This is a genomic window from Thermomonospora sp. CIF 1, from assembly GCF_001896795.1.
GTDB classification, from domain to species: domain Bacteria; phylum Actinomycetota; class Actinomycetes; order Streptosporangiales; family Streptosporangiaceae; genus Thermomonospora; species Thermomonospora curvata.
Window position 1 is genome coordinate 252,597 of sequence record NZ_MOYN02000026.1, and the last position, 21,893, is coordinate 274,489.

Below are 21,893 nucleotides of genomic sequence, written 5' to 3' on the forward strand. Positions count from 1 at the left end.
CTTTTCCGGGGAGGCGGAGAGCGGTCAGATCGGTGCGGTCTCACGAGCGGCGGGCGGCCTGGGCCGTGCCGCCGTCCGCCGGGCCCCCGGCCTTCGGGGCTCCGGTGGAGAGCCGGACCGCCAGGTCTGCGGCGATGACGTTCACCGCGGGCGGGTCCAGCAGGTTGAGGTGGTGCGCCCCGGGAACCGTGACGATCTCCAGGTCGGCGCACAGTGAGCCGAAACCGTTGGTCGGCTCGGGTTCGTAACGCGCGTCCTTCACCGCCCAGGGGGTCTCCTCCGGTGCACGGTAAAGGACCACTCGCCCCTCGTACGGCTCTGGCCGGTACGCCTCCAGCGAGCGGGTGTCCTGGTGGGACGTGAGCTGGTGGTGCAGCACGGCCGGGGGCAGCAGTTCGGCCAGCCCGGCCGCGCGTTCCATCACCAAAGCGAACTGCGCCTCCTCGTCGAGCCCGGCCAGCTCCTCATAGCTCAGCTCGACTCCGAGGTTGTAGGTCTCGTTGAGGTAGTCGGCGAAGGCGGCGAAGCGGCGGGCCAGCGCGTCGGACTCGTCCTCGACCTCGCGGGGGATGCCCGCGTCGAACAGCGCCACCAGCTCCACCTCACGGCCGGCCGCGGTGAGCTGCCGGGCGGTCTCATAGGCCAGCACCCCGCCGAACGACCAGCCGCCGAGCCGGAACGGGCCCTCCGGCTGGGCCTGCAGCAGGTGCTCCACATAGCGGGCGGCGCGTTCTTCGACGCTGGGGGCGTCGTCGAAGCGCTCCAGCCCGTACACCGGCTGCTCCTCGCCCAGCAGCGCGACCAGTTGCAGGTAGCAGGAGGTGGTGCCGCCGGCCGGGTGCGCGATGAAGATCGGCAGCCGGTCCGGGGCGCCCGGCCGCAGCGGGCGGACGATCTGCCGGGCGGCCTCGGAATCCACCGCCCGGATCAGCTCGGCGACCCCTTCGGCGGTGGGGTTGGCGAACACCTCGGTGCGGTTGAGCTCGCCGCCCAGCTCCCGGGCCAGCGCGGCGACCACCTGGTCGGCCTGGTGGTCCTGGCCGCCCAGCTCGAAGAAGTTCGCGGTGACGCTGACCCGCTCCAGCCCCAGCACGTCCTCGAAGATCCGCACCGCCAGCCGTTCGGCCGCATCGCGCGGCATCACATACCCGGCCTCGGCGTTGGAGACGGCGGCGGGCCGGACGGCGCGGGGGGCGCTGCGCGGGCCGATGCCCAGCTCGCCGGCGGCCCAGTCCTCCAGGGTGTCGATGCTGGCGCCCTGCAGCAGCAGCGCGGCCGGGACGGTCAGCCCCAGGTCGTGCTCGACGCCGCTCTTGATGCGCACCGCCACCAGCGAGTCGATGCCCAGGTCGGTCAGCGGCATGCCGGCGTCCAGCCGCTCGGGCGGGTAGCCCAGCACCGAGGCGATGCGGTGGCGGATCCGGGCGGCCAGGGCGTCGCGGGCGGCGTCGGGGTCCATCTCGCGCAACGCGGCCACGCCCGGCCAGTCGGCGCCGTCGTCGGTTTCCGCCCCGGCGGCCTCGACCAGGGTGGCGAAGTAGGGCATGCGCCGGATCTCGGGGAACAACCGCACCGCGGTGGCCGGGTCGAACCGGGTCACCATGGTGGCGGCCCGGTCGTAGGCCAGCAGCGCCTCCAGCGCCTCGGCGCCCTCGTGCGCGCCGATCGGATCGATCACCGCCACGTCGGCGACCGCGCCTTCGCCGCCGGCGGCGTTGTGCGCCCAGGTGCCCCAGTTGACGGTGGTGCCGGCCAGGCCGCGGGCCCGCCGCCAGGCCACCAGCGCGTCGATGGCGGCGTTGGCGGCGGCGTAAGAGGCCTGGCCGGGCGAGCCGAGCATGGCGGCGGCCGACGAGTGCATCACGAAGAAGTCCAGGTCGTCTTCGACGCCGGCGGCCTGCAGGGCCTCGTGCAGCCGCCAGGCGCCGGTCACCTTGGGCGACCAGACCCGGTGCAGGTCTTCTGCTCCCAGGTCGGCGATGAGCCGGTCGTCCAGGCCGGCCGCGCCGTGCACGACGCCGCGCAGCTTCGCGCCGCCCTCCACGGCCACGGAGATCAGCCGTTCGGCCACCCCGGGCTCGGCGATGTCGCCGAGGACGACGCCCACGTCCACGCCGCTTTCGCGGAGCTCGGCGATCACCTTCTCGGCGTCGGGGCGGGGGCCGCTGCGGCCCGACAGCACGATCCGGCCGGCGCCGCGCTCGGCCAGCAGCCGCGCGGTGACCAGCCCGATGCCGCCGTAGCCGCCGGTGATGATGTAGGCGCCGCCGCGCCGGACGATCTTGCGGGGGCGCGCGCCCTCAGGTAGCGCGGCCCGGTCCAGCCGCGCCACGTAGCGGACGCCCTTGCGCCAGGCGACCTCGGTGGCCTCCGAGCCGCCGAGCAGCTCGACGGCCAGGGCGGCCGGGTCGTCCACGTCCACGAGGGTGGCCTTCAGCGGGGCCCGTTCGAACCCGAGCACCCGGACCAGCGCCCGCACGAAGCCCTGGCGGGGCACCCCGGCCTCGCCGTCCAGGACGGGCAGCGCGGTGCGGGTGGCGATCCACAGGCGGCTGCCGCCCGGGGCCTGCCGGCTCAGCTCGGCGACGGTCAGCACCAGCTCCTCGTCCACCAGGTCCGGGGAGGGGACCAGCACGATGCCGGTGGGCGGCCGCTCGGCCGGCGGCAGGTGCCGGGCGATGGGGTGCCGGGTGACCGTTTGGCCGCGGGAGCGCAGGTCGGCGGCCAGGGCGTCGGCGAGCGGGTCGCCGTCGTCGGCCAGCACCGTCCAGGCGCCCTGGGCTCCGGACGGCTCGGGCGGCTCGGTCTCGTCCCAGCGCAGCTCGGCCAGCTTGTCGGCCAGCGGCACGGGGATGTCGTGCCGTTCGACCTTGCGCAGCGCGATGCCGGTGGCCTCCAGCAGCACCCGGCCGTCGGGGTCGACCAGCCGCAGCGAGCCGATGGTCTCCTCGCCGGGGGTGAGCGACACCTGGCAGCGTCCGCCGCGGTGGGTGGGGCCGTGCACGCGCAGGGAGCCGATGGACTCCGCCAGCCAGGTGCCCGGGTCGGCGGCGTTCGCCGCGGCGTACAGCGCGGCCAGGCAGCGGTCCAGCACCTGCGGGTGCAGCCGGTAGTGGCGGGAGCCGCGCTCGGCGGCGGCGATCTCCACGCCGGAGGCGTCCGCCTCGGCGGCGCACGGCGGCTCGTCGTCGGTCGTCACCTCGGCCTCGGCCAGGCGGACCCACTGGCCGGCGGCGTTGCGGGCGCTGATCTCCACCCGGTGGTCGGCTTCGCCGAAGGTGGTGGTGACGGTGGCCTGCTCGCCCGGCGCGAAGGTGCGGGCCACGTGCAGGCCGTGCAGGCGAACGGCGTCGGTGCCCAGCGCCTGCGCCCCGGCGGCCAGCGCCATCTCCGCCAGCGCGGCCACCGGCAGCACCGTCAGCCCGTGCACGCCGGTCTCGGTCAGCCACGGGTGGGCGGCGGTGCCGGCCTCGCCGCGCCAGGCGTGCCGGTCCTCGCCGGGCAGCTCCACGTGCACCCCCAGCAGCGGGTGCTCGTCCCGGCCGGCGGTGCGGCGGGACGGCGGCTTGGCCCAGTGGCGCTCGTGCCGCCACCGCAGCGGCGGCAGCTCGATCAGCGTCCCGGCCGGTTCGGCCACTCGGTAGCCGTTGGCGGCCAGCAGGGCTAGCTGGGCGTGGAAGGTGAGGGTGTCGTCGGTCTCCTGGCCCTTGGGGGCGCGCTTGAGGGTGTGGGTGATCAGCGCGCCGGTGCCCTCCAGCGTCTCGGTGAGCGCGGCGGTCAGCAGCGGGTGCACGCCGATCTCCACGAACGTGCGGTGCCCGTCGTCGGCGGCGGCGCTGACCGCGTCGGTCAGCCGCACCGGGTTGCGCAAATTGGCGGCCCAGTAGTCGGCGTCCAGGACGGTGGCGCCGCGCGGGTCGCCCAGGGCGGTGGAGTAGAAGGCGATGCCGGGGGCCAGCGGGGTGCCCTCTTCTTCGGCGATGTCGGCCAGTGCGGCGCGCAGGTCCGGCAGCAGCGGCTCCATCTGCGGGGAGTGCCCGGCGCCGGGGATCTTGACCGGGCGGGCCAGCCGGCCCTGGGCCTCGGCGCGGTGCAGGATCTCGGCGATCTGCTCGCTGTCGCCGGTGACCACGGTCTGCTTGGGCGAGGAGAGCACCGCCGGGTGCACCTCCGGCAGGTCGCGTGCCAGTTCCCGGACCTCCTGCTCGGAGGCGCCGATCACGGCCATGGTGCCGCCGCCGACCACCCGCAGCATCACCTTGACGCGGCGGCAGATGACCTTGACGCCGTCGGCCAGGGACAGCTTGCCGGCGACCACCGCGGCGGCGACCTCGCCCATGGAGTGGCCGATCACGGCGGCGGGGGTGATGCCGTAGGACGCCCACATGCGGGCCAGGCCCACCTGGATGCCGAACAGCGCCATCATCAGGCGGCCCGGGTGGGGGTCGTCCTCGCCGTCTTCGATGAACTCCCACAGCGAGAACCCGCCCTCTTCGGCCATGAGCGGGTCGATGTCGTCGATGGCCTCGGTGAAGGCCGGTTCCTCGGCCAGCAGGCTCTGGGCCATCTGGGGGCGCCAGCCGCCGAAGCCGGAGAACACCCACACCGGCGCGGTGGGCCTGCCCAGCGCGGTGCCGGTCACCACGGCCGGGTGCGGCTCCCCGGCGGCCAGCGCTCCCAGCCCGTCCAGCAGGCCGGCGCGGTCGCGGGCGACCACGGCGGCGCGGGCGCGGCCCCGTCCGGTGCGGCGGTGCAGGGTGTGCGCCAGGTCGCCGAGCGGGACGTCGGTGCGTTCGGCGAGCCAGCCGGCCAGGTCGGCGGCGTGATCGGCGATGCGGTCGGCGTCGATGTCCGACAGCGGGAAGGACCGGACCGGGGCGTGGTCGGCGGAGGTCTCCTGACGCGGGGCCTCCTCCAAGATCACGTGGGCGTTGGTGCCGCCGAAGCCGAAGCCGGACACGCCCGCGCGGGCCGGGTGGCCGCGCCGGGGCCAGGGGGTCTCCTCGGCGGCGACCGCAAGGCGCAGCTCGTCGAACGGGATGTGCGGGTTGGGCTCTTTGAAGTGCAGGCTCGGCGGGATCGTGCGGTGGTGCAGCGCCAGCACGGTCTTGATCAGCCCGGCGACCCCGGCGGCCGACTCCAGGTGGCCCAGGTTGGACTTGGCCGAGCCGATCAGCAGCGGCTCGTCTGCGTCGCGCCCGGCGCCGGCGCCCAGCGCCTCGCCCAGCGCCCGGGCCTCGATCGGGTCGCCCAGGAACGTGCCGGTGCCGTGCGCCTCGACGTAGTCGACCTCGCGGGGGTCGATGCCGCTGCGCGCGTAGACGTCCCGCAGCAGGGCCCGCTGCGCCTCGCCGTTGGGGGCCACCAGCCCGTTGGAGCGGCCGTCGGAGTTGACGCCGCTGCCGCGGATCACCGCCAGCACCCGGTCGCCGTCGCGCAGCGCGTCCGACAGCCGCTTGAGGACCAGCGCGCCGCAGCCCTCGGAGCGCACCATGCCGTCGGCGGAGGCGTCGAAGGCCTTGCAGCGGCCGTCGGCGGCGGTGCCGCCGCCCTGGTCGAAGGTCATGGTGACGGTCGGCGACAGCAGCACGTTGACCCCGGCGGCCAGCGCCAGGTCGGCCTCGCCGTCGCGCAGCGCCCGCACCGCCAGGTGGGTGGACACCAGCGACGAGGAGCAGGCGGTGTCCACGATCATGCTGGGGCCGCGCAGGTCCAGCAGGTACGACAGGCGGTTGGCGATGATGCTGAGGGCGGCGCCGCTGGTGGTGAACGGGTCCACCGCGGTCAGGTCGGCGGCGGTGAGGGCGGCGTACTCGGGCGCCGAGACGCCGACGAACACGCCGGTGCGGCTGCCGCGCAGCCGCACCGGGGCCAGCCCGGCGTGCTCGAACGCCTCCCAGGCCACCTCCAGCACCAGCCGCTGCTGGGGGTCCATCAGCTCGGCCTCGCCGGGGGTGATGCCGAAGAAGCGGGCGTCGAAGGCCGACAGGTCGTCCAGGAAGCCGCCCAGGCGGGTGGTGCGCGCCAGCAGGTCGCCGACTTCGGGGGAACCGTCGTCGAAGGGGTCCCAGCGGCCGGGCGGGACCTCGCGGATGGCGTCGCCCCGGCCCAGCAGGAAGCGCCAGTAGGCCTCCGGGCCGCGCAGGTCGCCCTGGGCGCCGCCGGGGAAGCGGCAGCCCAGGCCGATCACGGCGATGGGCTCATCGGATGCGGCCTGCGGCGGGGCCGGCGCGGCGGCGGGCTCGGGTGCGGCGGTGCCGGCCAGCGCCATCGCCAGCCGGTTGATCGTGGGGTGCTCCCACACCAGCGTCGCCGGCAGCGCCCGGCCGAGCAGCTGCTCCAGTTCCCCGGCGATGGCGACGGCATCGCGGGAGGCCAGCCCGAACTCCTCGACGGGACGGTCGGGATCGACCTCGGCGGCCGTGATCCTGGAGCGACGCGCGATCTGCTCGATCAGGTACTGACGGATCGAATCCTCGGTGATCCGCGTCTCGTCCGGCGCGCCCCCAGAACGATCGGTCGACTGCATGGGTGTGGTTCCCCCAACGATGAAGCCAGGATCGTTCGAAGTAAGGGAACTCACCTTGTCCTACTTTGGTCACCTCTCGATGCGCACCCAGCCCACTTTTCTCCGTGGTTACTTGTAACCACCGTGACAAGACGCAGCGGGGGTGGATGTGGGGAGATGGGATGGTCGCTATCTTATGCCCGAGTCACCCCGTTGACCGGGCAGAGGCGACTCCTTGCAAGCGAGCCGTAACCCTATAGAACGCACCGGTATAGGAGGTGACGGCGGTTTCCGGTGATGCGGGCCGCCGTCAAAACCAGTTGACTCGCGGCCGATACAGATGGGCCCTGGCCGTCGTCGCCGTCAGCGCCTTCATGATCACCATCGACAATTCGGTGGTCACGATCGCGCAGGAGACGATCCGCCGGGACCTGGGGTTGACCTACTCGGCGCTGCGCTGGGTGACGGTCGGCTACATCCTCATGTTCTCCTGCCTGATGATCGCAGGAGGCCGGCTGACCGACCTGTACGGCTGCCGGGTCACCTTCGTGGTGGGCATGTCGATCTTCACCGCGGCCTCGGCGGTCAGCGGGCTGGCCGACACCGGCGCGGTGCTCATCGGCGCCCGGGTGGTGCAGGGCGCCGGCGCGGCCCTGGCGCTGCCGGCCACCCTCGTCATGATCACCGTGGGCCGCTCCGACCGGCAGCGGGCGCTGGGACAGGTGGTCTGGCTGGGCTCGCTGTCGCTGGCGATGGCCGGCGGCCCCAGCATCGGCGGGTTCATCGTCGAGCACTGGCACTGGGGCTGGATCTTCCTGATCAACGTGCCGGTCGGCCTGGCGGTGATCGCGCTGGGCCTGCTGGTGCTGGTGGGCCGGGACAACGAGCAGGGCACCCTGCTGGACCTGCCGGGCGTGATCTTGTCGGCCACCACGCTGTTCGCCCTGGTCTACGCCTTCCACGCGGGCGGTGAGCTGGGTTTTGCCGACCCGGCGGTGCTGAGCGTGCTGGCGCTGGCGCTCATCGCCGGGATCTGTTTCGTGCTGGTGGAGTCCTGGGCCCCCGACCCGATGATCGACCTGGAGTTCTTCCGCAACCGGGCGTTCACCGGCGGGATCGCCACCTCGATGCTGTGGGGCATCGGCTTCAACGGGGTGATGTACTTCTCGGCGCTGTTCATGCAGACGGTGCTGGGCTTCACGCCCACCACCGCGGCGCTGGCCTACGTCCCCTCGGCGGTACTGGTGCTGGCGATGACGCCGGTGTCGTTCATCCTGGCCGCCAAGGTCGGCTCCCGGCTGACGATCTCGGTCGGCATGGTGCTGATGGCCGTCGGGATGGCCGCCTTCACCGCGCTGCGCCCCGGGCACGGCTTCCCCGAGCTGATGCCGGGGATCGCGCTGGTCAGCGTGGGCTCGGCGCTGACGCTGCCGCTGGCGATGTATGTGCTGAAGACGGTGCCGGACGAGCGGGCCGGGGTGGCCGGCGGGATCATCAACGTGGTCCGGGAGCTGTCGGCCGGGGTCGGCATCGCGGTGCTCGGCCTGGTCGTCGACACCCTGCAGGAGCACGCCGCCGCGGCCGGCGCCGACCGGGCCGAGGCGTTCCGGCAGGGCGCCGCGGTGGGCCTGCTGGTGGGCGCCGCCCTGGTCGTCCTGGGCGCGCTGATCAGCGCCTTCACCCTGCCCACCAAACGGGAGGCCGCCGCCTCCGACAGCGCCCGCCAGACCAAGCCCCCCGCCGAGCGCCCGGCCCCCGAGCCGGCCCGGGAACCGGCCGGCGAGCCGATCGGCGAGCAGGAGCCCGAACCGGCCGGGGCGGACCCGCCGCCGCCCCGCGAGCCGAAGCCGGTCGGCGTGGCCGCGCCGGCCTACGCCGCCCCGGTCGCCTCGGAGACCTCCCCGACCTTCCCCGAAGGCCTCCCGGTCGTCTCAGACCCTTCCGGGGCCGGCGGGGGACGTCCCAGACGGGTCACCCGGCGCTCCCCCCGCTACAGCACCTCGGCGCTGGGCGGCCCCGGCCCGTCCGGCTCCTGGCGCCATGCGGACGGCCCGTCCCGCTGGGAGCGGGCCTACCGGGCGTCGGTGGAGCTGTGGCCACCCGTCATACCCCCCGGCGAGGACGACCTCGCAGGCGACGACCGCTCCTTTGGCGCCGTGGATCCGGATCGGGGCGCAGGCCACGACCCGGACCACGGCCCGCCGTCACGGGAGGAGCATTGAACCTCTTTCGACACGCCACCCCCGCAGGCCGCAGGTCAGGACGTCACGGCCGGGGACGATGCCGCGCCCCGGAGCGTCACCGTGCCGGACGCCATCGGGACTCCCATCCCCTGCGCCTTGGGCCGCGTGCCGGAAAAGGCCCATCGGTGATGAGGGCGTCACGTCGGATCATCGCAAGAACCGCCCGCGGCGGCTGTTGGGAAATCCACAAAATTCCGGCGCCGATTGGCGGTCCGGCCGTATGGAACGCCGAGCCGGGCCTGCAGTAGCGTGCCGATCCGCCCATGGACACGGGAGGGCCCTTGCCCCGCAAGATCGTGCTGTATGCGCTGGGGTCGCGCGGTGACATCCAGCCCTGCGTGGCGCTCGGCCGGGCCCTGAACGCCCGGGGCCACCGGGTGCGGGTGATCGCCGCCGCCCGCTACGCGGACCTGATCGCCTCCGCCGGGCTCGACCCGGCGCCGCTCAGCGTCGACCCCGCCGACCTGCTCAACACCGAGGAAGGGCAGCGGCTGCTGGCCGGCGGCCGCAACCCGGTGGCCTTCCTGGGCGGGCTGCGGCGCGTGCTCGGCCCGCTGGCCGAGCGGCTGCTGGGGGAGATCCTGACGGCCGCCCGCGGCGCCGACCTGGTGCTGGCCCCCAGCGCCGGATGGCTGGGGGAGCACATCGGCGAGCACCTGGGCATCCCCTCGGCGGTGATCCACTACCAGCCCAGCCATCCCACCGGGGCCTTCCCGCACCCGCTGCTGCCGCAGGCCCGGCTGCTGGGCCGGTGGGGCAACCGGGTGAGCTTCCAGGCCGTCGATCTGCTGGCCTGGGCGCTGATCAGGCATTTCGTCAACCCGTGGCGGCGCGGGCAGCTGCACCTGCCGCCCGCCTCCCTGCTGGGCCTGCCGCGCCGCGTCTACCGCGAACGCCCGGTGCTGTGCTGCTTCAGCTCCGCCGTGGTGCCGCGCCCCCGCGACTGGCCCTCCCACGTCCACCTGACCGGCTACTGGTTTTTGGACGAGCCCGAATACCGCCCCTCAGAGGAGCTGGCCGCCTTCCTGGAGGCCGGGCCGCCCCCCGTCTACGTGGGGTTCGGCAGCATGGTCCCGGCCGACCCGCAAAGCGCCCACCGGCTCATCCATGACGCGATCCACCTGGCCGGGGTGCGCGCCGTCGTCATGGGCGACCCCAAAAGCGGCCTGACCTCTGGTGAGGACGTCCTGGTGGTCGAGGACGTGCCGCACTCGTGGTTGTTCCCCCGCATGGCCGCCGTCGTCCACCACGGCGGCGCCGGCACCACCGCCGCCGGGCTGCGCGCCGGGGTGCCCACCGTGGTCTGCCCGTTCTTCGGCGACCAGCCCTACTGGGGGGAGCGGGTGGCCGCCCTGCGCGCCGGCCCCGAGCCGATCCCGTTCCGGAAGCTGACGGTCCGCGGCCTGGCCGAGGCCATCCGCCAGGCCATGCACGACCCGGTCATCCGGCTGGGCGCCGAGCACATCGGCCGCCGGCTGTCGGCCGAGGACGGCACCGCCGCCGCCTGCGAGGTCATCGAGTCCCTGCTGCCGGGCTGAGGCGGGGCGTCAGCTCTCCTCCTCCCAATGCCAGCCGACCCCGTCGGGGTTGGGGACGATGCGGCGGGGCTTGGCCGGCGGCGGGGCCGGCCGGGGCTGCGGCGGGCCGTCCTTCCACGGCCGCCACGGCTCGCCGGAACCGGCGCGCGCGGAGGCCCCGGCGGTGACGCGGGACGCCGGCTGCGGGCGGCGGGCCAGCGGCGGCGGGGACGGGGGGACGGGATCGTCGTCGTCGAAGTCGACCTCGTCGCGTTCCCGCAGGTCCATCTTGGCGTGCAGGAACGCCAGCGGGCGCGGCAGCCACCAGTTGACCGACCCCATGAAACGCATGGTGGCCGGGACCAGCAGGGAGCGGACCAGCACCGCGTCCACCACCACGGCGACGAACATGCCGACGCCGATCAGCTTGACCACGGTGATGCTGGCCATCCAGAACCCGGCGATGACGATCAGGAACAGGATGGCGGCGCTGGAGATGATGCCGCCGGTGCGCTGCATGCCGACCGCCACCGCGGCCCGGTTGTCGCCGGTGCGGTCCCATTCCTCGCGGACGCGGCTGAGCAGAAAGACCTCATAGTCCATCGACAGGCCGAACACCACCGCCAAGACCAGCACCATGCTGGTGGCCTCGACCCCGCCGTTGGGGGTGAAGTTCAGCACCCCGGCCAGGTGGCCGTACTGGAAGCCCCAGACGATCACGCCGAAGGACGCGCCGATCGACAGCACGTTCATGGCGATGGCCTTCAGCGGCAGCACCACCGAGCCGAAGAACATGAACAGCAGCACGAAGGTGAGCGTGCCGACGTAGGCGGCCATCTTCGGCAGCGTGTCCAGCAGGCTGCTCATCAGGTCCATCTGCGCGGCGGTGGTGCCGCCCACGTCGATGTGCATGGGGAAGCCGTCGTTGGTGAGCGTCATCCCCCGGATGGTCTTGACCAGCGCCTGGGCCTGCTCCGACATCGGATCCAGGTCGTGGGTGACCGAGATCCGCACCGCCCCGTAGTCCTCCGAATAGCCGGTCAGCTCGGCCCGCACCACATGCGGCAGGTTCTCCAGCCGCATCCGGAAGCTCTCCAGGTACGGCGGCACCACATCGTTCTTGCTGGCCGGACGCCAGTTGCGCGGCACCAGGTCCCCGGAGACCACCACGTCGATCGGGTCGGCCGAGCCGTTGGGGAACTCCCGCTGCACGGTCTCCACCACTTGCCGGGTGGGGCTGTCCTTGGGCAGCACCCGCACGTCCACCGAGGTGAAGCGCACGTCCAGGAACGGGATGAACAACACGCTCAGGATCGTCAGCGTGACGGCGAAGTACGGCAGCGGGCGCCGCATCACGCTGTGGCCCAGGCGGTACCAAAAGCCGCTCTCGGGGCTGCGGGGGCGTTTGCGGGCCCGCCGGCCGCGCACCTTGCCCAGCTCCACCTTCGGCCCCAGGATCGCCAGCAGCACCGGCAGCAGGACCACCGCGCCGAACACCGCCACCATCACGGTGGCCATCCCGGCCAGCCCGAGGGTCCGCAGGAACATCTGCGGGAACAGCAGCAGCCCGCTGAGCGCGGCGGTCACCGTGACACCGGAGACGGCGATGGTGCGCCCGGCCGTGGCCATGGTGATCATCAGTGCCCGCTCCCGGTCGCGGCCCCTGGCCAGCTCCTCCCGGAAGCGGCTGACGATGAACAGCGAGTAGTCGATGGCCAGCCCGACGCCCATCATCGTGACGACCTCCAGGGCCATCGCGGTGACGTCGGTGACGTAGGTGACCACGTGCAGCACGGCCAGCCCGCCGACGATGGCGAACACCGCCACGATCAGCGGCAGCACCGCCGCCATGACCGCGCCGAACACCACCACCAGCAGCACCAGCAGGATCGGCAGCGTGAAGATCTCGGCCTTGACGATGTCGCTGACGACCAGCTGGCTGAACTCCAGGGCGTACGGGATGGTGCCGCCCATCCGGCTCTCCAGCCCCGGCGCCTGCAACCGGTCCTGCACCGCCGCATAGGAGGCCAGGCGGGCGTTGTCGTCCTTGCCGGCCAGCTTGATCGACACGAACGTCGAGTGCCGGTCCCGGGAGACGAAGGCGTCGGCGGCCTCCCCCTGCAGCGCCCAGTAGGTGACGATCTCCGGGACGTGCTGCTTGGGCAGCCGGGCCACCGTGGTGATCACGGCGGCCTTGAAGCGGGGGTCGTCCACCGTCATCGTCTCGCTGCGGTACAGCATGAGGATGTCGGGGGTGGTGCTGGTGAAGTAGTTGACCCCCAGCCGCGCCACCAGGGTGGACTCCGCCTTCGGGTCTTCGAAGCCGCCCTGTTTGAACTTGGCCAGCACCCCCAGGCCCCACAGCCCGGACACCACGGTGAGCAGCACGATCAGCATCAGGCTGATCCACCGTCGCCGGTGCAGAATCCGGCCGAGGCCCGCGAGCAATGATCCTCCTCAGTCCTACCGCGGCCCCGGTGTCGGGCGACGGCGCGCCGACTGCCGTGCGGCGCGGGGGCGGGGGCGCCGGGGACGCTAGGCGTTGGCGGCCAGGCGCGCGGCCGTGGTCTGCAGCTCCCCGTTGAGGTAGCGCTGCCTGGTCGCGGACCGGGCCACCTTTCCACTGGTGGTACGTGACACTACGCCAGGTTCGACCAAGACGAACTCGTGCACGCTCATCTCGTGCTCGACGCTGATGGCGCTGCGCACGGCGTTCTCGACCTCCTCCAGGTCGAGCCGGCGCAGCGGGACCCGGCGGTTGCGCTCGGCCACCACGACCAGCCGCTCGGTCTCCTCCCCCTCGACGGCGAAGGCCGCCACGTGGTCGGGCCGGATGGCCGGGTGCGCCTCCTGGACGGTCAGCTCGATGTCCTGCGGGTAGTGGTTGGTCCCGTCGACGATGATCAGGTCCTTGATGCGCCCGGTGACATACAGCTCGCCCTCGTAGATCACGCCGTAGTCGCCGGTGCGCAGCCACGGGCCGGCGGGCAGGTCGCCCGGGTCCTTCAGGACGCCGCCGAAGGTCTCCTGGCTGCGCTCGGAGTTGCGCCAGTAGCCGGCGGCGACGTTGGGGCCGTGCACCCAGATCTCCCCCACCCTGCCGTCCGGCTGCTCGGTGCAGGTGTCGGGGTCCACGATCGCCACGTACTGGCCCACCGGGCGCCCGCACGACACCAGCGCGTTGGTGCGCGCGGCGCCCTCCTCGGCCGGGACGAACTCGCCCTTGGACAATCGGTCCCGGTCCACGGTGACGATCTTGGGCGGGGTCTCGGTGTCGGCGGCGGCGGAGACGAACACCGTCGCCTCGGCCAGCCCGTAGCCGGGGGCCTGGGCGCCCTTGCGCAGCCCCGTGGAGGCGAACGCCTCATAGAAGCGCTCCAGCGTGGCCGGGCGGATCGGCTCGGCCCCGTTCAGGCAGGTGACCAGGCCGCTGAGGTCCAGGCCGGCGATCTTTTCGGGGTCGACCACGCTGGCCACGTAGTCGTAGGCGAAGTTCGGCCCGGCGGTGTAGACCCACTCGCGGCCGGAGAGCATCTCCAGCCAGCGCATCGGGTTCATCAGGAACGACACCGGGTCGGTGTAGATGACGTGGTCGCCCTTGACCATCGGCAGCGCCATCGCCGAGATCAGGCCCATGTCGTGGAACAGCGGCAGCCAGCTGGCCAGCTCCGGCCTGGGGTGCTCGGGCGCCCAGCCGGCCCACAGCTGCTTGGCGTTGGCCTCCACGTTGCCGTGGGTGATCTGCACCCCGGCCGGGCGGCGGGTCGAACCGGAGGTGTACTGCAGGTAGGCCACCTCGTCCAGGCCGATCGGCTCGTCCTGCCACTGCTCGCCCAGCGCCGGGTCGATCTCGTCGGCGTAGATGATGTGGCGGGGCTGCTGCACGTCGTGGTCGGCCAGGAACTTCTCCACGTGCGGTTGCGCGGAGCGGGTGGTGACGACCACCGCCGGCTCGGAGTCGGTGTAGGCGCCCAGCAGCCGCTCGGCGTGGCCGGGCAGGTCCGGGGAGAACAGCGGGACGGCCACCACGCGGGAGTACATGGCGCCCAGCATGGTGAGCATGTACTCGTGCCGCTGCGGCAGCAGCAGCGCGGCGCGCTCGCCCGGCTCGGCGTGGCGGCGCAGCACCACCGCGGTGGCCCGGGCCCGGCGGACGGTCTCCCCCCAGCTCAGCGTGATCGGGGTGCCCTGCGGGTCCGACGAGTAGTCCACGAAGGTGAACGCAGGGGCGTCGGGCTTCTCGGCCGCCCAGCGGCCGATCAGCTCGATCAGCGGCCTGCGGTCGGGGGCGTCGGGGGACAGTTCCGCAAGCAGCGCACCCAGTGCCATGGTTCGTTCTCCCGGTAGAGGGCCGGAAGGCGCCGGAGGAAGGGGCACCGCCGGCTGACGAGCAAAGAAGCCGGTCCGAGCGGCCCGCTCGTCCCGGCGGCGGCGATCATCGCGCCGCAAACTACCGAATGGCCGCAGGCGCCCGCATCGTTCACCGCGAACATTAGCGGAGGAGTCCTTTGTCAGGACGGTGATAACGACCGGCCCTCTGTTGCGTCTCAGCGGCTTGTTTTACCTGCGATGATGCGTCGCCGCCACAGTCCCAGGTACGCGGCGATCCACAGCAGCGCGGCCTCGGCCGCCAGCACGATCCCCAGCACCACCGGCCAGGGGGTGCCCTTGTCCTCCCCGGCCGGGGTGGCCAGCGCGACCCTTCCGTCGCCGATGTTCGGCGGCTGATCCACCACCGGCGGCGGCGCCGACGACGAGGGCGAGGGCGCCACGGGGGGCGTCGGCGTGATCAGCGGCAGCGGCATCTCGCCCGGCGCCCGTCCCGGCGGGGCGGGCGCGGCCCCCTGCCCCGGCTGCACCGGCAGGACCGGCACCTGCTCGGCGTTCACCTCCGGGGCCGGCGGCTGGGGGACGGGGCGCTGCGGGGCGGGCTGGTGCGGCAGGGGGTACTGCTGCGCGGGCTGCCGGGGCACGGGGTATTGCCCGTCCGTCCCGGTGCCCGGGGCATGCCCCTTACCGCTCTCGCCCGGCTCGGCCGCGGGCTTTCGCGGCTGCTGCTTCGGTTTTCCGGCCGCCGGGGACCGGCCCGGCACGCCCCCGGTGGCCGGCGCCGGAGATGAGCCGGCGGCGCCGAGCTGCCCGTCCGGCGCGACCGGAGACCGGCCGGGCTCCCGGTCGGTCCGCCCGCCGGGGCCGCCCGTCCCTCCAGAGCCGCTCGGCGCCGGAGCCGGGACGCCCGGCACCGCCGTCCGGTCGGGCGTTCCTTGGAAGCCCTCCGCGGTGCCCGGCGCGTTCCCCCGTCCCGCGCCCGGGCTCACGGTGGCGCCGCCCGGCGTCGTGTTCGGCTGTGCCGTCATCCCGCTCCCGGGCCGGGGCGGGCCGCCCGGCGCTCTCCTCGACCCGCCGGGGGCGGGCGCGGTCCTTGGAATCACCGGCGCGGGCCGGGGCTCCTGGGGCCATTCGGCGTGCCCTTCACCGCTGCCGTCTTCTGCGACGCGCCCACTGGGGGCCTGCTGCCGGTGGGACTTCCCGCTCTCTTGCTCCGGCCGCCCGGCACGGTCCCCGACGCTGTTGGAGGTGCGTTCACCGGGGGCTTTCTGCTGCCGGGGCTTCTTGCCGGCGCGCCCCTCGACGCCATCAGAGGCGGATCCTTCGCCCCCTGCGGTGCGTTCACCGCGGGGCTTCCGCTGTTGGGGCTTTTCGTTCTTCCGCTCCAGCCGTTCGGCATGGCCGCCGACGCCACCGGAGGCGGGTCCGTCGCCCTTCACGGCACGCTCGCTGCGGGTTTTTCCGCTCTCCCGCTCCGCCCGCCCGGCGCGTCCCTTGGCGTCCTCGGGAACGGGCTCATCACCGGTTCTCCCGGCAGAACGGTCCTGGCGTCTTGAGCGGCCGGTGGACTCGCCCGCGGTCCCGGCTGGCCGAAGGGGACGCACCCGCACGGTCAGGGTCGAGCCCGAGCGATCCTCCACGGTGGTGACGACGGTCAGCCCCGATGCCCGGGTGGACGTCCGGAGCGTGACCCGCATCGTCACGGCGTGCTCCACGTCGCCGAGCGTGCAGCGCAGCGGGCCGCCCGGCTCGGCGGGAACGCAGTAGGAGGGGTGATCGCCCCAGTGCGGCGGCCGCGCGGGGCCGCTTCCGGACACGGCGCGAAGGACCACGGTGACATCGCGGGCCACCGGGCCGTGCGGCCGGACGGTGACGGCATAGGCCGCCGACCCGGGTTCGGCGCGGGTCTCCGGCGGCGCCGCCTGCAGGGCCGCGGCGACGGGCAGGGGCGGGCCTGCCAACGCCAGCGCGCCGGCCAGCCCCGCGCACGTGAGCGCGCGCCCGGTGGTGCGCCCGGAGGAAGGGGTCAAGGCCGGCTCCCCCAGTGCCACGATCGCCGTCCTTCCACACGGTGAGGTGCTCGCCAGGGGGTCGGCGCGTCCGGCGCCGGGCCTTGTGAGTATTGCCCGGCGGTCGCGGAGCGTAACGCCCGATCCTCGTTCCGCAGAGCGAAAACAACTCTCCGTAAGATGGGGACGCCCGCCGATTCACGGGACCGGGCAGTCCGGGGAGAGGAGTCGTCGGTGGCCGAGGCCGTAAGGTCCCTGGAACGCGCCTTCGATCTGCTGGAACATCTGGCCGACGCCGGGGGCGAGATGGCGCTGTCGGAGCTGACCGACCGGTCCGGGCTGCCGATGCCGACCATCTACCGGCTGATGCGGACCATGGTGAACCGGGGCTATGTGCGGCAGGGGCCGTCCAAGCGCTATGCGCTGGGGCCGCGGCTGATCCGGCTCGGCGAGAGCGCCACCCGGCTGCTGGGCAGCTGGGCGCGGCCCGCGCTGGCCCGTCTGGTGGACGAGGTCGGGGAGACCGCCAACATGGCGGTGCTGGAGGGGGACGCCGCGGTGTACGTCGCGCAGGTGCCCTCCCGGCACTCCATGCGGATGTTCACCGAGGTGGGACGGCGGGTGCAGCCGCACTGCACGGGGGTGGGCAAGGCGCTGCTGGCCCAGCTTCCCCCCCAGACCGTGCGGGAGATCATCGGCCGTACCGGCATGGCCGCCCACACCCCGCACACGATCACCGACCCGGATGTGCTGCTGGCCCAGCTGGAGCACATCCGGAAAGTGGGCTACGCCATCGACGACGAGGAGCAGGAGATCGGCGTGCGCTGCGTGGCGGTGCCGCTGCCGGACGCGCCGACCCCGACGGCGATCTCGGTCTCCGGCCCGTCCGGCAGGCTGACCCGGGAGATGGTGGCCGACGTGGTGCCGATCATGCGCCGGGTCGCCGCGGACTTCGTCCGCGACCTGACACCGGGGCAGTGAGCCTTCTCACCGCACCGTCTCTGCAGGTCGAGACGGGTCATCGCGGTGAGGGCCGATGCCATGTGGCCTGGATACGTCCCGGCACCTAAGGCCACGCGTCGGCAAAGGTTCGATGACCGCTCACCGCGCGCCGGCGGCGACCTCCCCGGTCAGCACGCGGGGACGGCCGCGCCGCCAGTGAACGTAGTCGCCCGTGGCCGACACCAGCGTGCCCAGCATCCACAGCGCCACGCCCAGGTCGTCGGCGACCCCGAGGAAGGGGATGAACTCCGGGACGGCGTCCAGCGGGGAGACCAGGTACACCAGCCCGGCGGCCAGCAGCGCCAGCCTGCCGCGGCCCAGCCCGCGGTACTCGCCGCGCAGCACGTCACGGATCATGCCGGGCAGCGCCCGCAGCCGCGCGCCCAGGCCCGGGGCCCCCGGCCGGGTGGTCTCGCTGTAGATCCGCCACGCCTGGCCCGCCGCCACCACTCGCCGGCTCACGCGCATGATCGTCCTCCGAAAGCAGGGGGTGGACGCGCCCCCGAGGCGCCCACGCTCTGATAAGACGCCCCAAACCCCTCATTAGTTCCCATCTCGGGCGCACCGGCCTGCTAGCGCGTCCTCGCCGGGCGGGTCAAGACAGCCGCGACAAGTGTTCGGCCGCCCTTCTGGCAAAGACGCCACATTTCCGCGCGATCTCGTCATTCCCTCTGGAAGCCGCAGCTTGCGGGATGTAGCGTGCGCCACTGTCGATCTTCGACCGGTCCCGGAGCTCTTCACCCCCTTTGGGAGCCCGTAATGGCGCACGCCACGACCACACTCGAGTCCATCGTCCGCAGCTACTACGAGCACGTCGACGCGCACCGGCTGGAGGAGATGCTGGCGCTGTTCGACGAGAACATCGTCTACGAGCGGCAGGGCACTCCGACCATCGTGGGGATCGAGGCCCTGCGGCGTTTCTACGAGCACGAGCGCATCATCGAGTCCGGCCGGCACTTCCTGGACCAGGTGCTGCCCGGCACCGACTGGGTGGCGGTCCGCGGCCGGTTCGAGGGGCGGCTGCGCGACGGCCGGCAGGTGCGGCTGCGTTTCACCGACTGGCACCACTTCCGCGACGGGCGGATCGTGCGGCGCGAGTCGCTGTTTCCCGACGAGGCGGTCTGAAAGCGGCCGCCCGCGGCGGTCACGGCGGCGGTTGCGCCGCCGTGACCGGCCCCGGCCTCACGCCTTGGCGAGCACCTGGTATTCGACCGGGACGACCCCGGCGCGGGTGCCGCCGATCGAGGCCATCGCGGCGCGCGACAGGTCCAGGCAGCGCCCGCCGACGAAGGGGCCGCGGTCGTTGATGCGGACGACGACCGACTTGCCGTTGTTGAGGTTGGTGACCTTGACCTTGGAGTTCATCGGCAGGGTCCGATGCGCGGCGGTGAGCGCGCCGGGATCGAACCGCTCACCGCTGGCGGTGGTCTGTCCTTCCCAGTAGTAGGACGCCCGGCACTTGCCGGAGCCGACGACCCGGTAACGGGTTCGCTTCCGCTTCTTGCGCACGGCAGGGCTCTGCCGGGCGGTCTTCGACGCGAGTGCGGGTTCAGAGGTCTCCCGGTGCGCCGGCGGCCCTCCGCTCGGCGGGCCGGGAACGACGGGCGGCACCGCCGCGGCCCGGGCCGGTTCGGTGCCGTTGCGCAGCACCCAGGCCCCGGCCGCCAAAGCCGCGAGCGCCGCAGTGGAAACGATCAGGACGGTGCGAAGACGAGCACGCACGAAAAGATCCTTTGATCGGGGACAGGACCCCGGACGCCTCCGCCGCCCGCCCCGGCGCTGTGGTCACGCCGCGCAAAGGGCGCCACGACGGCGGTGCGCGTTTTCCCACCCGCTGCGACCGAAGCGGCCGGCGGACGAAAAAACCGCGCCGACCCGGCTGCGCACAGGGGATGAATCGCCCCCGCCCGCAGGCCGGCAGGCCCGCGTCATTGCGGACATGTAATTGCGTCCGGCAGGCGCGGCATCGGTTTTTTCGCATTCCGGTGTCTCCGGTTCACCGAGACCGCGCACAGGTCCAAGACCGTACGCACTCTCCGCCACGGCGCAAGACCCCGCAGGGGGTTTTGTGGGGTTTGTCACGCCATTCTTGCGCAATATGAATTCACTCATGTGCACATTGTGACCAAATTCAAGATCATTTTTACGCGCACCACCATGCCCATCTCGCGGAGATAACAGAACTATATCCGCCAGGAAACAGCAAGGGGCACCCAGTCCGAGACTTCCCGAGCACACCCCCTTTGAGCTGCTGTTTCACACTTTGACGGACCCGCCGCCCCGGGAAGGGTCGAGACACTCGGCGAGACTCTCTCACCGCCTTCGAACAGGACATACCAGGACGAAGCACGCGTTAGAGGGGTCGGAGGAAGCGGTGCCGCTGCTCTTCGACCATGGGCGTGCCGGAGAACCGTAGAGACGATCGGTGACCCGTCACCCCAAGGGGATACGCCTGGGAGCGGCCATAGCCACGGTCACCTTGGATGCCGAGCCGGGGGTCTTCGGGTTGCGCCAGGGACCCTTCGGTCCGCTCCACCGGCCTGCGGCCGAGGCCGCCCAAGGTCGTGGCCGGTTCCGGAGGCGAAAGTCGGCTGCTATCCGCGCCCCGCCATGCCTTCACGGTGGCATCGCGGCTCGCGGAGGTGGCGGCCGAAGACGACATCGCCGAGGCCGAGTGGATCACCTGCGGCATCACCGAGCACCCCGAACGGACGGAATGGGCTGTGGCGGACACTGCTGAAGAACCACCAGCGCTACTACGACCCCTGCATCGGGCGGTACCTCAGCCCCGACCCCCTAGGACTCGCCCCCAACCCGACCCGCACGCCTACGTTCTCAACCCCACCACCCGGGCAGACCTTCCAGGCCTGGGCCATGCGCTCCAGCACAACGGCGGGCGGCGGTAGAGGTCGTAAGCGGCGACCTGAGGAATCTACGGAGAGGACTCGGTCTACCGTCCGGACCGGGCGAAACCTTACACCGCGTGACTCTCAAGGAAGAGATAAAGGAACACACTTTCGCCAGGCTCGACCATAAAGAGAATTCCTATCATGGCATGAACGGCGGGACTCCTCGCCCTACTCCCCATCCTGGAAATGGCATCGCGCGACCCTCCTAGGAGGACCCCGCAGAGGGGATGTATTTTCTCAAGAAAAGACCTTCAGGCACAGCAGGGGAAACCATCCTCTACGTCGACAGGGATGTGTGTCCGCACTACTTCAACAGCATGGCGGGCTATGCGAGGCGGCTGAACCTGGATTGCCTTAAGGTGCGGGAACAGACAAAATACGGGGCGATCCTCATGGCGGGCTACTACGCTAGGGCAATAGACAAGTTCATCAGATTGCGATGACGTCGGAAGTCCGATGCCCACCATATCCATACAGCACTATGACTACCACAGCCCCGACGACCACAGAAAAGTGAGGATAGAGGAGCTGGATGAGGTCTTTCACTCTATCGATCACTCCAGCCCCTTCACCATCTCCTGCGAGGATGAAGAAGCAGAAAAGTACTTGATGATCGACGTTGACGGCGATTACGCCTTGCCCGAGTACTTGTACGAGGGGACATCATACTTTCTCGAGACATCCGATGAAGAAGAGATGCTCGAGATGCATGTGGGCGGGCTTCTCGAAGAATACCCAAGACGGAACATGATTCCTCGTGAGCAGACATTGGAGTTGATACGCCGCGCCTACCAGGACATGGACGCCGCCTTTTATTCATACAACTGGATCCCGAATGAATAGTGGGGCTCCCTGAACGGAAATCACCGTCCAGCGTCACCCGAAGGCCGGCGGGGTCCAGGGGGTGACGCCGAGCCCACCGGGACTCCCGGCGAGGCTTGCTCAACGATCGATACCGCCGAGACCCGGGAGGCACGCGCAAGGACACTGGGAGAGGGCGAGGCAGCGGCGGGCGACGCACGGAGTGCCACACCACCGGAGAGCAGGGAGATGCGCCTACAGCGAGCGGACGAGCACACCCTCACCCCAGGGTGACACGGCACGGTGCAGTCCCGGGGACGAAGCATGCACCGAGGGCACCGAGAACGTCGGGGACATCACGTCGTTGCTCTCTGCAAATCGCAAAGACCTTGACAACAGATGCCCTCGCCACCGGATCCACCCAACATCCAAGGGCTCGGGGTTCCCTACCGTGCCATGCTCGACGTTCCCCGTCCTGCGGGCCGGTATCCGGTCCGGCTGCTTGCGGCCTACCCGGCACCTCAAGGGGACTCCGATGCCTTGGGGCCGTTCCGGCAAGCGCCGCTGGTGTGGTG

11 protein-coding genes are annotated in these 21,893 nt (G+C 72.1%); 5 read left to right on the plus strand and 6 right to left on the minus strand.

What is annotated here, in order from left to right:
• Nucleotides 1-40: 40 nt before the first annotated feature.
• Nucleotides 41-6,529 (minus strand): type I polyketide synthase, encoded by a 6,489-nt coding sequence (locus BUE48_RS23650; protein WP_012855058.1) that lies wholly within the window; start codon nt 6,527-6,529, stop codon nt 41-43.
• Between the two features lie 299 nt (nt 6,530-6,828).
• Here BUE48_RS23650 and BUE48_RS23655 point away from each other — a divergent pair, with 299 nt between their 5' ends.
• Together BUE48_RS23655 and BUE48_RS23660 are read left to right on the plus strand one after the other, a co-directional pair.
• Complete coding sequence (locus BUE48_RS23655) at nt 6,829-8,730, plus strand: MFS transporter (RefSeq protein WP_012855059.1); 1,902 nt, start codon at nt 6,829-6,831, stop codon at nt 8,728-8,730.
• Between the two features lie 302 nt (nt 8,731-9,032).
• On the plus strand, nt 9,033-10,289 hold the full coding sequence (locus tag BUE48_RS23660; RefSeq protein WP_286991071.1) for a glycosyltransferase: 1,257 nt from the start codon (nt 9,033-9,035) through the stop codon (nt 10,287-10,289).
• A gap of 9 nt (nt 10,290-10,298) precedes the next feature.
• On the opposite strand, the gene BUE48_RS23665 is transcribed toward BUE48_RS23660, so the two are convergent.
• The 3 genes from BUE48_RS23665 to BUE48_RS23675 form a co-directional block, all read right to left on the minus strand.
• The gene (locus tag BUE48_RS23665; RefSeq protein WP_286991072.1) at nt 10,299-12,665 is read right to left on the minus strand and encodes an MMPL family transporter; all 2,367 of its coding nucleotides are present in this window, start codon (nt 12,663-12,665) and stop codon (nt 10,299-10,301) included.
• A gap of 138 nt (nt 12,666-12,803) precedes the next feature.
• Entirely contained in the window at nt 12,804-14,597 is a 1,794-nt protein-coding gene (locus BUE48_RS23670) for a fatty acyl-AMP ligase (RefSeq protein ID WP_012855062.1), read from the minus strand.
• A gap of 218 nt (nt 14,598-14,815) precedes the next feature.
• Entirely contained in the window at nt 14,816-15,241 is a 426-nt protein-coding gene (locus BUE48_RS23675) for a hypothetical protein (protein ID WP_286991073.1), read from the minus strand.
• Nucleotides 15,242-16,840: 1,599 nt separating this feature from the next.
• Between BUE48_RS23675 and BUE48_RS23680 the strand changes: the two genes are divergently transcribed.
• Nucleotides 16,841-17,587 carry an IclR family transcriptional regulator gene (locus BUE48_RS23680; RefSeq protein WP_012855064.1) on the plus strand — a complete coding sequence of 249 codons (747 nt, stop codon included), beginning with the start codon at nt 16,841-16,843 and terminating at the stop codon, nt 17,585-17,587.
• A gap of 120 nt (nt 17,588-17,707) precedes the next feature.
• Here the strand turns inward: BUE48_RS23680 and BUE48_RS23685 are convergent, their stop codons facing one another.
• Complete coding sequence (locus BUE48_RS23685; RefSeq protein ID WP_286991074.1) at nt 17,708-18,076, minus strand: YkvA family protein; 369 nt, start codon at nt 18,074-18,076, stop codon at nt 17,708-17,710.
• Between the two features lie 291 nt (nt 18,077-18,367).
• Between BUE48_RS23685 and BUE48_RS23690 the strand changes: the two genes are divergently transcribed.
• On the plus strand, nt 18,368-18,733 hold the full coding sequence (locus BUE48_RS23690) for a nuclear transport factor 2 family protein (protein ID WP_012855066.1): 366 nt from the start codon (nt 18,368-18,370) through the stop codon (nt 18,731-18,733).
• A 57-nt stretch (nt 18,734-18,790) separates the two neighbouring features.
• Here the strand turns inward: BUE48_RS23690 and BUE48_RS23695 are convergent, their stop codons facing one another.
• Complete coding sequence (locus BUE48_RS23695; protein ID WP_286991075.1) at nt 18,791-19,330, minus strand: septal ring lytic transglycosylase RlpA family protein; 540 nt, start codon at nt 19,328-19,330, stop codon at nt 18,791-18,793.
• A 1,643-nt stretch (nt 19,331-20,973) separates the two neighbouring features.
• Between BUE48_RS23695 and BUE48_RS23700 the strand changes: the two genes are divergently transcribed.
• A complete protein-coding gene (locus tag BUE48_RS23700) occupies nt 20,974-21,360 on the plus strand; it encodes a hypothetical protein (protein WP_286991076.1) in 387 nt (128 codons plus the stop codon).
• Nucleotides 21,361-21,893 lie beyond the last annotated feature (533 nt).

Excerpts from the sequence above, each read along its gene's own strand:
- BUE48_RS23650 (WP_012855058.1), bottom strand. The coding sequence starts at position 6,529 with ATGCAGTCGACCGATCGTTCTGGGGGCGCGCCGGACGAGACGCGGATC.
- BUE48_RS23665 (WP_286991072.1), bottom strand. The coding sequence starts at position 12,665 with ATGCTGATCGTGCTGCTCACCGTGGTGTCCGGGCTGTGGGGCCTGGGG.
- BUE48_RS23670 (WP_012855062.1), bottom strand. The coding sequence starts at position 14,597 with ATGGCACTGGGTGCGCTGCTTGCGGAACTGTCCCCCGACGCCCCCGAC.
- BUE48_RS23685 (WP_286991074.1), bottom strand. The coding sequence starts at position 18,076 with ATGCGCGTGAGCCGGCGAGTGGTGGCGGCGGGCCAGGCGTGGCGGATC.
- BUE48_RS23690 (WP_012855066.1), top strand. The coding sequence starts at position 18,368 with ATGGCGCACGCCACGACCACACTCGAGTCCATCGTCCGCAGCTACTAC.
- BUE48_RS23700 (WP_286991076.1), top strand. The coding sequence starts at position 20,974 with ATGCCCACCATATCCATACAGCACTATGACTACCACAGCCCCGACGAC.